Origin of the sequence: Chitinimonas taiwanensis DSM 18899, from assembly GCF_900119825.1 — a bacterium.
Taxonomy (GTDB): domain Bacteria; phylum Pseudomonadota; class Gammaproteobacteria; order Burkholderiales; family Chitinimonadaceae; genus Chitinimonas; species Chitinimonas taiwanensis.
Map to the genome: position 1 here is coordinate 112745 of NZ_FPKR01000011.1, position 12573 is coordinate 125317.

Here is a 12573-nt window from a genome sequence, read left to right on the forward strand (position 1 = left end):
CGCCATCTCTTGAGCAATACGGCGCGATCGCGGCACCTTAAGTACGCCCACCACTTATCTGGCTCAAACGGGGAGGAACACACCATGCATACCACCGCGCTGCTCTGCACGGCCATTCTGGGGACCTTGGTGTTCGGGCTGGGCTTGCTGATTTCTGCGCTGCGCTTTGCGGAACAGCGTCTGGCTGGTCATGCCGACGATCCGGGCGATCTGCTGCACAAGGTGGTGCGTGCCCACGGCAACGCGACGGAGTACGCGCCCTTCCTGGCCGTGCTGTTTCTTTATCTGGGTACGCAAGCCCCTTCCGGTGCCGTGTTGGGCTTGATCGTTTCCGCCACGGCCTGCCGGCTAATCCATGCCCTTGGCTTGATCGCCTGGCCCAGCATCGCCCAACCGAACCCGGCGCGTTTCATTGGCGCCATTGGTACCTATGTGTGCGGCCTGGGGCTGTGCCTGCGGCTGGTTTGGGTTTTCTAGCGCCCTAGTTGGGCTGCTCAGGCTCGGCTAGCGACTGCGTATGGCCAAGCAAGGCACTTCCCTTATGCAAGCCGGCCGAACGCCCTGCGGCCAGCCTCGTCTTGGCGCGCTGCTGCGCCATCTTTACGCGATCTATATGCGCCTCGGCCGGCTCTAAACACTGTCTTTGCATGCCGCTCTCTAGCATTCGGTTCGTATTCAACCGTTTACTTTGCAGGGAGAGATCGTGGAAGCAACTGTTGTCATTCTGTTCCTGGCCTTTGCCGGCGCGGCCCTCGGGCTGATCGCGGGCTGCCGCAAGCTGGAGGGGCCACGGCATGAGCGCTGAGCTGATGTATTGGCTGGCGGCGGGCGCGGCCCTTAGCCTGGCCGGCTATCTCGTGTATGCCTTGCTGTATGCCGAGGAGGTCGCATGAACGCCTCGCCCGTTGTGCAAATCGGCCTGTTCCTGATCGTATTGTTTGCCCTGGCCTGGCCGCTGGGGCGTTATCTGCGTGCGGTGCTGGATGGCCGCCTTTCGGCGCGCTTTGCCGCCCTCGCCGCCATTGAACGTGGTCTGGGCAAGTTGCTTGGTGCCAGCCCCGATGAAGACATGCCCTGGTGGCGCTATGCCACGGCCATCGTGCTGTTCAATGTCTTGGGCCTGCTGGCCGTATATGGCCTGCAGCGCCTGCAGCTCAGTCTGCCGCTGAACCCCGCGGGCATGGCCAATGTCGAGGCCGGCTCGGCCTTCAATACCGCCATCTCCTTTGTCACCAATACCAACTGGCAGGGCTATGTGGGCGAAGCCACCATGAGCTACCTGACCCAGATGCTGGCGCTGACTGTGCAGAACTTCCTGTCCGCGGCCACCGGCATTGCGGTGGTGGTGGCGCTGATCCGTGGCTTTACCCGTCGTAACGCGGCTGGCATTGGCAATGCGTGGTTCGACCTGTGGCGCGTGAATGCCTATGTGCTGCTGCCTATCTCCATCGTGCTGTCGCTGTTCCTGGTGGGGCAGGGCGTGATCCAGAATCTGTCTGCTTACCAGGAAGTGCAGCTGATCGAGCCGGTCAGCTATAGCCAGCCCAAGCTGGATGCCGCAGGGCAAGCCGTGCTGGATGCGGCCGGCAAGCCAGTCATGGAAACCGTGCAGGCGAAGACGCAGACCATCGCCATGGGCCCGGTGGCCTCGCAGGAGGCGATCAAGATGCTGGGTACCAATGGCGGCGGCTTCTTCAATGCCAATTCGGCCCATCCGTTTGAGAACCCCACCGGCGCGAGCAACTTCGCCCAGATGCTGGCCATCTTCCTGATCCCGGCTGCGCTCTGTTTCATGTTCGGCTGGCAAGTCGGCGATCTGCGCCAGGGCCTGGCCGTGCTGGCCGCCATGAGCGTGATCTTCGTGGCCATGTTCGGCGCCCTGGTCGGCTTTGAATCGCAGGCCAACCCGCTGCTGACCCAGCTGGGCATGGATGCCGGCATCGGCAATCTGGAAGGCAAGGAAACCCGCTTCGGCATCGTGGCCTCCAGCCTGTTTGCCACAGTGACCACCGCAGCCAGCTGCGGCGCGGTGAATGCGATGCACGATAGCCTGATGCCGCTGGCCGGCCTGGTGCCCACCTGGTTGATGCAGCTGGGTGAGGTGGTGTTCGGCGGCGTGGGCTCGGGCCTCTATGGCATGTTGGTGTTCGCGCTGCTGGCGGTCTTCCTGGCCGGCCTGATGATAGGTCGCACGCCCGAATACCTGGGCAAGAAGATCGAAGCCTACGAGATGAAGATGGTGTCCATCGTGATTCTGGTCGGCCCCATCCTAGTGCTGGGCGGCACGGCCGTGGCGGTGCTCACGCCCGCGGCGCTGGCCAGCCTGTGGAACCCTGGTGCACATGGCCTGAGCGAGATCCTGTATGCGTTCAGCTCGGCCGCCAACAACAATGGCTCCGCCTTTGCCGGCCTGTCCGCCAATACGCCGTTCTACAACCTGATGCTGGGTGCGGCGATGTGGTTCGGGCGCTTCGTACCCATCGTGGCGGTGCTGGCCATTGCCGGCAATCTGGCGCGCAAGCCGCGTCTGGCCGCCTCGAACGGCACCATGCCTACCCACGGCCCCCTGTTTGTCGTGCTGCTGATCGGCAGCGTGATCATCGTCGGTGCGCTCACCTATATCCCGGCCCTGGCGCTGGGTCCGGTGGTGGAACACCTGCAGCTGTTTTCCCGTTGAGACAAGCCCATGAATGCCATCAATGAAGCCCTGCGTAAGCCGGGCAGCACGCCCGGCCAGTCTGAAGCCGAGCAGCCCGCAATGAATGAAAGCAAGACCGTGCGCGGCCTGGCGCTGTTCGACCCGCAGCTGGTCAAGCCGGCCGTGGCCGAAGCCTTCCGCAAGCTGTCGCCGCGCGCCCAATTGCGCAACCCGGTCATGTTCGTGGTGTGGGTGGGCAGCGCGCTCACCACACTGCTCGGTGTGCAAGCCCTGCTGGGCCAGGGCGAGGCGCCGGCCGGTTTTATCTTTGCGATTGCCGCCTGGCTGTGGTTCACCGTGCTGTTTGCCAACTTTGCCGAAGCACTGGCCGAGGGGCGCGGCAAGGCCCAGGCCGCCGCGCTGCGCGGCACGCGTAAGAATGTGGTGGCCAAGAAACTACCCCAGGCCAGTCGTGAGGCCAAGCACAGCATCATCGATTCGGCCAGCCTGCGCCGCGGCGATATCGTGCTGATCGAGGCGGGCGACACCGTGCCGGCCGATGCCGAAGTGCTGGAAGGCGTGGCCTCGGTGGACGAGTCGGCCATTACCGGCGAATCGGCACCGGTAATCCGCGAATCGGGCGGCGATTTCTCGGCCATCACCGGCGGCACACGGGTGCTGAGCGACTGGCTGATTGCCCGCGTGACGGCCAACCCGGGCGAAGCCTTTCTCGACCGCATGATCGCCATGGTGGAAGGGGCCAAGCGCCAGAAGACCCCGAACGAGATCGCGCTCACCATCCTCCTGGTGGCGCTCACGCTGATCTTCCTGCTGGCCACCGTTACCCTGCTGCCCTTCTCGATCTATAGCGTGAACGCGGCCGGCAGCGGCAGCCCGGTCAGCATCACCGTGCTGGTCGCCCTGCTGGTCTGCCTGATTCCCACCACCATCGGCGGCTTGCTCAGCGCGATTGGCGTGGCGGGCATGAGCCGCATGATGCAGGCGAATGTGATTGCCACCTCGGGCCGCGCAGTGGAAGCGGCCGGTGATGTGGACGTGCTGCTGCTGGACAAGACCGGCACCATCACCCTGGGCAACCGTCAGGCCAGCGCCTTGCTGGCCGCGCCCGGCATCAGCGAGCAACAGCTGGCCGATGTGGCCCAGCTGGCTTCGCTGGCCGATGAGACCCCGGAAGGGCGTTCCATCGTGGTGCTGGTCAAGCAGCGCTTTGGCCTGCGCGGTCGCCCCTTGCTCGATGCCCATTTCGTGCCGTTTACCGCGCAGACGCGCATGTCCGGTGTGGACATCCGAGAAGCGGATGGTCTGCGCCAGGTGCGCAAGGGCTCGGCCGACGCGCTGCGCAGCCATATCACTGCGCTGGGCGGCCGTTTCCCCGAGGCGGTGAACGAGCTGGTGAACCAGGTGGCGCGCCGTGGTGGTACGCCGCTGGTGGTGGCCGATGGCGCGCAGGTAATGGGCGTGGTGGAGCTGAAGGACATCGTCAAGGGCGGCATCAAGGAACGCTTTGCCGAGCTGCGTCAGATGGGCATCAAGACGGTGATGATTACTGGCGACAACCGCCTGACCGCCGCCGCTATCGCTGCCGAAGCCGGGGTGGACGACTTCCTGGCCGAAGCGCGCCCGGAGGACAAGCTCAAGCTGATCCGCGACTACCAGGCCGAGGGCAAGCTGGTGGCCATGACTGGCGACGGCACCAATGACGCGCCGGCGCTGGCCCAGGCCGATGTGGCGGTGGCCATGAATAGCGGCACTCAGGCTGCCAAGGAGGCCGGCAATATGGTCGACCTCGACAGCAATCCGACCAAGCTGATCGAGATCGTCGAGACCGGCAAGCAGATGCTGATGACGCGCGGTGCGCTGACCACCTTCTCGGTGGCCAACGATGTGGCCAAGTACTTCGCCATCATTCCGGCGGCCTTTGCCTCCACCTACCCGCAGCTGAAGGCGCTGGACATCATGCAGCTGGCCAGCCCGAGCAGCGCCATCCTGTCGGCGGTGATCTTCAATGCGCTGATCATCATCGTGCTGATTCCGCTGGCTCTGCGCGGCGTGAAGTACCGCGCCCTGGGCGCCGCCGCGCTGCTGCGCCGCAATCTGCTCGTCTACGGCCTGGGCGGTCTCGTGGTGCCTTTCATCGGCATCAAGCTGATCGACCTGCTGCTGGTCGCCATTGGCGCGGCTTAAATCTCGAGCCCTGCCCTAAGTGGGCAGGGCCTTGCTGACAAGGAAACTTTCGATGAAAACCCTTCTGCGCCCCGCGCTCACCCTGTTCGTGCTGCTCAGCGCCATCACTGGTCTGTTCTATCCGGCGCTGATCACCGGCCTGGCCCAAGCCATCTTCCCGCATCAGGCGAATGGCAGCCTGATCCAGCGCGACCAGCAGCTGGTGGGCAGCCAGCTGATCGGCCAGTCCTTCAGCGGCCCGAACTATTTCTGGAGCCGTCCGAGCGCTACCGGGCCGATGCCGAATAACGCCGCCGCGTCATCGGGCTCCAACCTCGGGCCAAGCAATCCGGCGCTGGCCGAGGCCGTGCAGGCACGCATCGCCACCGTGCGCGCCGCGCATCCCGAGCAGGCAGGCCCGGTACCGGCTGAGCTGGTTACCGCCTCGGCCTCGGGTCTTGACCCGCATATCTCGCCGGCCGCTGCCTACTACCAGATTGCCCGCGTGGCCCGCGCGCGCCAGTTGCAGCCCGAGCAGGTCAAGCGCCTGGTCGACCGCCATACCGCCTACCCGAGCTGGCGCATTTTTGGCGAGCGCACGGTAAATGTCTTGGAGCTGAACCTGGCGCTGGATAAGCTGGCGGCTGGCAAGCAGGCCGCCTGATGCGCGCCCGGCCATACCAAACCCCATCCCGCCCGGCCCCATGAGCAATTCCCGCCCCGACCCCGACCAGTTATTGCAGGCCCTGCAGAAGGAGGAGCAGGCCGCCCGGCGCGGCAAGCTGAAGATCTTCTTCGGCGCCTGTGCGGGCGTGGGCAAGACCTACGCCATGCTCAGTGCCGCGCGCCAGCAGCAAAAACAGGGTGTGGTGGTGCTGGTGGGCGTGGTGGAAACCCATGGCCGCGCGGAAACCGCCGCGCTGCTCGATGGCCTGCCTATGCTGCCCTCGCGCAGCGTGGACTACCGCGGTCGGCTGATGGCCGAATTCGACCTCGACGCCGCACTCGCTTCGGGCGCGCAACTGATCGTGGTGGACGAGCTGCCGCACAGCAATCTGCCCGGCAGCCGCCACCAGAAGCGCTGGCAGGATATCGAGGAGCTGTTGGCCAACGGCATCCATGTGTATAGCGCGCTGAATGTGCAGCACCTGGAAAGCCTGAATGATGTGGTGGGCAGCATCACCGGCATACGCGTGCGCGAGACGGTGCCCGACCATGTGTTCGACGCGGCCGACGAGGTGAGCCTGGTCGACCTGCCTCCGGATGAGCTGCTGCTGCGCCTGGCCCAGGGCAAGGTCTATCTGGCCGATGCGGCCGAGCGTGCCGCCCAGCACTTCTTCCGCAAGGGTAATCTGATCGCGCTGCGTGAGCTGGCGCTGCGCCGCACTGCCGACCGGGTGGATGCGCAGATGCGCGCCTACCGCCAGGACCGCGCCATCGAGAATGTCTGGCAGGCCAAGGAAAGGCTGATGATCTGCATTGGCGCGGGCGACAGTGGCGAAAAACTGGTGCGTGCCGCGGCGCGCCTGGCCAGCAAGCTGCAGGCCGACTGGTTGGCCGTGCATGTGGAAACCCCGGCCCTGCAGGGGCGCAGCAAGGCCAGCCGCGCCAGCGTGCTGGCCACCTTGCGCCTGGCCGAAGAGCTAGGCGCCGAGACCGCCACCTTGGCCGGGTCCGACGCGGTGGCCACGCTGCGCGCCTATGCGCAAAGCCGCAATGTCAGCAAGCTGGTGATTGGCCATCGCCAGCGCGCCAGCTGGTGGCGCGTGCTGCGTCCGGGCCTGGCCGACCGGCTAGCCGCCCAGGCGGCCGAGCTCGATCTTTATCTGGTGGGCATGGCGCCCGATGCCGGTGCACTCAGCGAGCCCGCCAGCCCGATTCGCCTGCGTGCCGGCTGGCGTGGCTATGCGGCGGCGCTCGGCAGCGTGGCGCTGACCACGGTGCTGGCCTCGCTGTTGCTGTCGGTGTTTGACCTCGCCAATGTAGTGATGGTGTTTCTGCTTGCCGTGGTGCTGGTGGCGATCCGCTTCGGGCGTGGCCCCGGTGCGCTGGCCGCTTGCCTTGCGGTGGCCAGTTTCGACTTCTTCTTCGTGCCGCCGCGTCTGACCTTCACGGTGAACGACACCCAATACCTGTTCACCTTTGCGCTGATGCTGGCCGTGGCGCTGATCATCGGCCAGCTGGCTGCCCGGCTGCGCTTCGAAGCCGATATGGCGCGCCAGCGCGAATACCGCGCCGATGAGCTAGCCAAGCTGGCCCAGGCGCTGAGTGGCGCGCTGCTGACCGAGCAGATCGTGACCCTGGCCGGCAGCCGCCTGCCCATGTTGTTTGGCGGCCTCTGCGTACTGCTGCTGCCCGACAGCCACGAGAAGCTGCGCCCCATGCTGGCGCCCGAGGCCGAACCCGGTCTGACCGTGGATAGCGCAGTCGCGCAATGGGTGTACGACCATCAGCAGGCCGCCGGCCTGGGCACCCAGACCCTGCCGGCTAGCGCCGCCCACTACCTGCCGCTGAAGGCGCCGATGCGCACGCGTGGCGTGCTGATGCTGGCCCCGGCCGATGCGCAGCTGTTCGATGAGCCGGAAGACAAGCGCCTTTTGGATGCCTGCGCGGCCCAGATCGCGCTGGCGCTGGAGCGCGTGCACTTCGTGGAAGTGGCGCAGGATGCGCTGGTGCAGATGGAAGGCGAGCGCCTGCGCAACGATCTGCTTGCCGCCGTATCGCACGATCTGCGCACCCCGCTGACCGCGCTGCAGGGCCTGGCCCAGACGCTGGACCAGCCGGGCCTGGACGAGCGCCAGCGCCAGCAGCTGACTGCGGCGCTGCGCGAAAAAACCCAGGCCACCACCGAGCTGGTGATCAAGCTCCTGGAAATGGCCCGCCTGCAGGCTGGCGCGGTGCAGCTGCAGCGCGACTGGAATTCGCTCGAGGAAGTGGTGGGCTCGGCCCTGCACCAGCTCGATGGTGTGCTGGCCGGCCACCCGCTGCAGCTGGCGCTGGATGAGCCGCTGCCGCTGTGTGAATTCGACCCGGTGCTGATCGAACGCGTGCTGGTCAATCTGCTCGACAATGCCGCCAAGTACAGCCCGCCCGGCAGCCCTATCCGCATCGCCGCCCAGGTGGACGGCGTGCGTCTGCAGGTGGCGGTGGAAGATCGCGGTCCGGGTTTTCCGCCGGGCCAGGAAGAAAAGCTGTTTGATAAATTCGCGCGCGGTGATGCCGAATCGGCCCAACCGGGCGTAGGCCTCGGCCTTGCCATCTGCCGCGCCATCGTCGAGGCGCACGGCGGCCAGCTGCGCGCCCACAATCTTGCTGAAGGCGGCGCCCGCCTGGTATTTACCCTGCCCCTGGGCCAGCCGCCCCATTTTGCCGAGCCAGAGCATGAGCATTGAAAAGACCGAGTCGCGCCAGCATGCCGCGCGCATCCTGCTGGTCGAGGACGACCCACATATCCGCCGCTTTGTGCGCACTGCGCTGGAAGCCGAGCAATGGCTGGTATTCGAGGCCGAGAGTGCGCAAAGGGCGCTGATCGAAGCCGGTACGCGCCAGCCCTCGCTCTTGGTGGTGGACCTGGGTCTGCCCGACCAGGACGGCATTGTCTTGATTCAGGAACTGCGCGCCTGGTCCACCGCACCGATTCTGGTGCTGTCGGCGCGTGACCGCGAGGAGGACAAGGTCAGCGCGCTGAATGCCGGCGCCGATGACTATCTGGTCAAACCCTTTGGCATTCCCGAACTGCTGGCACGGGTACGCGCCCAGCTGCGCCGCGCCGCCCTCAACGCCGCGGACGAAGCCAGCGCCCAGGTCCAGTTCGGCACCATCCGCGTCGACCTGGCCCGCCGCGAGGTGCACAAGGGCGACACCCTGCTGCACCTGACCCCGATCGAATACCGCCTGCTGGCCGCCCTGATCAAATCGCACGGCAAGGTACTGACCCACCGCCAACTACTGATCGAAGTCTGGGGCCCGGGCTACGAGGCACGCAGCCACTACCTGCGCATCCACATGGGCAATCTGCGCCAAAAACTCGAAGACCTGCCCGCCAAACCCGAATTCCTGCGTACCGAGCTGGGGGTGGGGTATCGGCTGTGTGGGGTGGTGTAGGGCGACTGCAGCGTTGCTTGCGTCACAAGCCGCCGCATACGGTCTCGCTGTCATGACTGCGACAGTCATTAAAGTGTCAATGCTTTGACTCACGGCGGATTGTTGTATGAATTCACCCTCTATGGCGGACATCTAAGCCCATGTCACGTTTACTGGTCATCTTCGATCTCGACGGTACGCTGGTAGATAGCGAAACCCTCTGTAACCAGGCCTTCCTGGATCTGCTCCCCTTGCTGAACGAGCCCATCGAGTCGCTGGTCGACCAGTTCCGCGGCAAGCAGCTGTCGCGCATCCTGCATGAGATCGAGCAGAAGCTGTCATCACCGCTACCCGCGTGCTTTGAGCAAAGTTACCGACAACGGGTTGCTGAATTGTTTGCGACCGAACTTCGGGCGATCGAGGGCGTGCCGGAAATGCTGCAGGCCCTTACTTTCCCTTGCTGTATTGCCTCCAGTGGACCGCCCGAGAAGATCAGGCAGAGTTTGGCGGTGACGGGTTTGGCGCCGTTTTTTGGCGAACAGGTCTTCAGCTCTTATCTCATTGGCTCCTGGAAACCCGAACCTGGCTTGTTCTTGCATGCAGCATCGGCAATGGGCTTTGCCCCGACAAACTGCATCGTGGTTGAAGACAGTCCGGTTGGGCTGCAGGCGGCTGCCGCCGCCGGCATGCGGGCGCTGCACTATGCACCACATAGCAAGACGCACAGTGCGCGCAGCTTTTCGCACATGTCTGCGTTACCTACCATTCTCCAGGCTATGGATTTAGCACCGTAGGGAGGGTTCGGCGCGCAGCGACAACCCGCCGAATGCAATCTTGATGGAATAACCGCCGCAGCAATTTCCGCGTCAATGCCTTGATCCCACAGCGGATTGCTACGCGAATCCGCCCTACGTCCCTTGATTTGCGGCAGGATTGCTGCACGACCAGCCGCAGCCGAGCTGCTCGGTACCTCGGAGGCTTCAGCGTGCGATGCCAGACTCAAATCAAGCCGAAAGGCCTCAGCCCATTGGGGGCGGGCGCAGGCCGCGCGCCATGAAGCTGCCATCGCGCGCCACATCGTTTCTTATCGGGCTGGCTGCCATCGCCCTGGTGGTGGCCTTGCAGACCTTCAATAGTGTTGTCTGCTACCGGCACGATCTGGCCACCTGGGGGTTGTCCCTGTGCTTTGTGGCCGTGCCCATGCTGCCGGCCGTGCTCGCGCTGGCCGGCCCGCAACCCTTGCGGGCGGTGGGGGCGTCGCTGCTGTTCGCGCCCTGGCTCGTGTATGCCTACTACATCGATTGCATCAAGCCTTACACGGGCGGCGGTGCTTCGATGATCTATGTGGCCGTGGTGCTGTATGGCCTGCCCAGCGCCATCGTCGGCACACTGCTGACCGGGCCGCTGCTGCGCTGGCTGGCCAAGCGCGCGTCTTGACGTCCTCGCTTAGGCGGCTGCGCTCCTCACACCCTCATCCATGCCCGTCTGCCCAGGGTCGTATCAGTCCGGCAGCTTGGCAATCACCTTGATTTCGAACTGGTAGCCATACAGCCAGGTCACGCCCACGCCGGTGAGCGTGGGGTGGGGGGCTTCGCCCCAGCAGTCGCTGAATACCTGCCAGATGGTCTCGAAATGCAGGGCCGGGTCGACGATGAAGACGGTGACATCGACCACATCATCAAAGCTGCAGCCAGCCGCGGCCAGGATGGCATTCAGGTTGTCGAAGGCCAGCCTGACCTGGGGCGCCAGCTCCGGCTCTGGCCTGCCATCCGGATGGCTGCCTACTTGCCCCGATACAAACAGAAAGCCATTCGAACGCACCGCGGGCGAGTAGCGGTTCTGTTCGTACAGCGCCTGGCGCTGGGTGGGAAAGACAACATCGCGTGTGGACATGGGCTGGGTCTCCTGTGATTTGGACACGTTCCCCAGCGCGGCAGGCTGCCGGCGGGTGACTGGCAGGCGATATTAGGAATTTGCGCTGGGCGGATAAACGCGCAAGTCGCACAATCACTGTTTGCGTTTTGCAAATAATGATTCGATGTCAGGGAGTAGAGATGGATCGCTTCGATGCGATGCAGGCCTTCGCTCGGGTGGTGGAAGCCGGCAGCTTTACCAAGGCTGCGCAGACGCTGCATATGAGCAAGACCACGGTAACCCAGCTGATCCAGCAGCTGGAGGCGCGTCTGAGCGTGAAGCTGCTCAATCGCACCACGCGCAAGGTGGCGCTGAGCGCCGAGGGGGCGATCTACTACCAGCATGTGGTGCGCCTACTGGCCGCCATGGCGGAGGCCGATGCCAGCCTGGGTCAGGCGGCAGCCCTGCCCCAAGGGCGCCTGCGCGTTGATGTGCCCAGCCCGATTGCCCAGCTGATCCTGGTGCCGGCCCTGCCGGACTTTCATGCGCGCTATCCCGATATCCAGCTCGACCTGGGCGTGAGCGACCGGCTGGTGGATGTGATTGGCGACCATGTCGACTGCGTGCTGCGCGGCGGTGCGCTGGCTGATTCCACGCTGATCGCGCGCCGCATCGGCGAGCTGCACTTTGCGGCCTATGCGGCGCCCAGCTATCTGGCGCGCGCCGGCCTGCCCACGCACCCGACCGAGCTAGAAAACAGCCATCACCGTACGGTCGGCTTTCTGGCCGCCAGCACCGGCAAGCTGGCGCCGATCAGCGTGTGGCGCGGTGCCGAGCGCGTCGAGTTGGCCGGGCGCTATACCGTGGCGCTGGATGATGGCAGCGCGTATCTGGCGGCTGGCCTGGCCGGGATGGGCATACTCTGGCTGCCCGACTATATGGCGCGCCCGCAGCTGGAGCAGGGCCGTCTGGTTGCGCTGTTCGAGGACTGGCAAGCGCCAAGCATGCCGCTGCAGGTGGTCTACCCGCCCAACCGCCATCTGAGCGCCAAGCTCAGGGCCTTCATCGCCTGGCTTTGCGAGCTGATGGCGCGCCATGCGCCCCTGGATACTTCGCCGCCTACCTAGGCTGGGCGCACTTGCCGTGCTTGGGAAATTTTTTTGCGGTCGCTGCATCCAGAATGCGCGCGCCTGGCTAGTAGGGGAAGTGAGCCTCGGCCACATCGCCTTTATCCCCAAAAACCAGGAGCTATTCCATGCGTACCGCTACCAGCCTGCTTACCCTTGGCGCCGCCACCTTCCTATCGGCCTGCGCCGGCCTGCCTGCCATGCCCGAGATGGCCAAACCGTTCAGCCAGGATGGCCTGCCCGATGCTGTCAAAGTGCCCGCCGGCCATGCCGTGGCACTGGAAAGCGTGGGCGTGGGCGAAATCACCTATGAATGCCGTGCCAAGGCTGCCATGCCCGGCAGCCACGAATGGGTGTTCCTTGGTCCCATGGCCGAGCTCAAGAATCGGCAGGGCGCCAAGCTGGGCAGCTATTACGGCCCGCCCGCCACCTGGGCAGCGCTGGACGGCAGCAAGCTCACCGGCAGCCAGCTGGCCGTGGCACCGGCCGCGCCGGGCAATATCCCGCTGCAACTGGTCAAGGCCAACCCGGCCGTCGGCGCGGGGCTGCTGAGCGGGGTCAGCCATATCCAGCGCGTGGCCACCCAGGGCGGCGTGGCGCCGGCCAGCCCTTGCGATGCCAGCAGCGTGGGCAAGCAGCAGCGCGTGCCCTACCAGGCCGATTACATCTTCTGGAAGGCGGCTTGAA

Annotated in this window: 11 protein-coding genes; 10 read left to right on the plus strand and 1 reads right to left on the minus strand. The window is 65.1% G+C overall.

Annotated elements, in window-relative coordinates:
• Nucleotides 1-84: 84 nt before the first annotated feature.
• The 8 genes from BT173_RS14160 (at nucleotide 85) to BT173_RS14205 (ending at nucleotide 10342) form a co-directional block, all read left to right on the plus strand.
• Nucleotides 85-477, plus strand: coding sequence for an MAPEG family protein (locus BT173_RS14160; RefSeq protein WP_072429319.1), 393 nt, complete (start codon nucleotides 85-87; stop codon nucleotides 475-477).
• A gap of 412 nt (nucleotides 478-889) precedes the next feature.
• Nucleotides 890-2677 carry a potassium-transporting ATPase subunit KdpA gene (gene kdpA / locus BT173_RS14175; RefSeq protein WP_072429322.1) on the plus strand — a complete coding sequence of 596 codons (1788 nt, stop codon included), beginning with the start codon at nucleotides 890-892 and terminating at the stop codon, nucleotides 2675-2677.
• A 9-nt stretch (nucleotides 2678-2686) separates the two neighbouring features.
• Complete coding sequence (kdpB, locus tag BT173_RS14180; RefSeq protein WP_444542033.1) at nucleotides 2687-4843, plus strand: potassium-transporting ATPase subunit KdpB; 2157 nt, start codon at nucleotides 2687-2689, stop codon at nucleotides 4841-4843.
• Nucleotides 4844-4895: 52 nt separating this feature from the next.
• On the plus strand, nucleotides 4896-5486 hold the full coding sequence (kdpC, locus tag BT173_RS14185) for a potassium-transporting ATPase subunit KdpC (protein ID WP_072429323.1): 591 nt from the start codon (nucleotides 4896-4898) through the stop codon (nucleotides 5484-5486).
• A 40-nt stretch (nucleotides 5487-5526) separates the two neighbouring features.
• On the plus strand, nucleotides 5527-8214 hold the full coding sequence (locus BT173_RS14190) for a DUF4118 domain-containing protein (RefSeq protein ID WP_072429324.1): 2688 nt from the start codon (nucleotides 5527-5529) through the stop codon (nucleotides 8212-8214).
• Complete coding sequence (locus tag BT173_RS14195; protein ID WP_072429325.1) at nucleotides 8204-8926, plus strand: response regulator; 723 nt, start codon at nucleotides 8204-8206, stop codon at nucleotides 8924-8926. The genes BT173_RS14190 and BT173_RS14195 overlap by 11 nt, the downstream gene beginning before the upstream one ends.
• 140 nt (nucleotides 8927-9066) lie before the next feature.
• Nucleotides 9067-9699, plus strand: coding sequence for an HAD-IA family hydrolase (locus BT173_RS14200; protein WP_072429326.1), 633 nt, complete (start codon nucleotides 9067-9069; stop codon nucleotides 9697-9699).
• A gap of 259 nt (nucleotides 9700-9958) precedes the next feature.
• Complete coding sequence (locus BT173_RS14205; protein ID WP_072429327.1) at nucleotides 9959-10342, plus strand: hypothetical protein; 384 nt, start codon at nucleotides 9959-9961, stop codon at nucleotides 10340-10342.
• Nucleotides 10343-10405: 63 nt separating this feature from the next.
• On the opposite strand, the gene BT173_RS14210 is transcribed toward BT173_RS14205, so the two are convergent.
• Nucleotides 10406-10798 (minus strand): RidA family protein, encoded by a 393-nt coding sequence (locus tag BT173_RS14210; RefSeq protein WP_072429328.1) that lies wholly within the window; start codon nucleotides 10796-10798, stop codon nucleotides 10406-10408.
• 161 nt (nucleotides 10799-10959) lie between these two features.
• Between BT173_RS14210 and BT173_RS14215 the strand changes: the two genes are divergently transcribed.
• Nucleotides 10960-11886: a LysR family transcriptional regulator gene (locus BT173_RS14215; protein ID WP_072429329.1), complete on the plus strand. Its 927-nt coding sequence runs from the start codon at nucleotides 10960-10962 to the stop codon at nucleotides 11884-11886.
• Between the two features lie 128 nt (nucleotides 11887-12014).
• Entirely contained in the window at nucleotides 12015-12572 is a 558-nt protein-coding gene (locus BT173_RS14220) for a DUF3455 domain-containing protein (RefSeq protein ID WP_072429330.1), read from the plus strand.
• Nucleotide 12573: the final 1 nt, after the last annotated feature.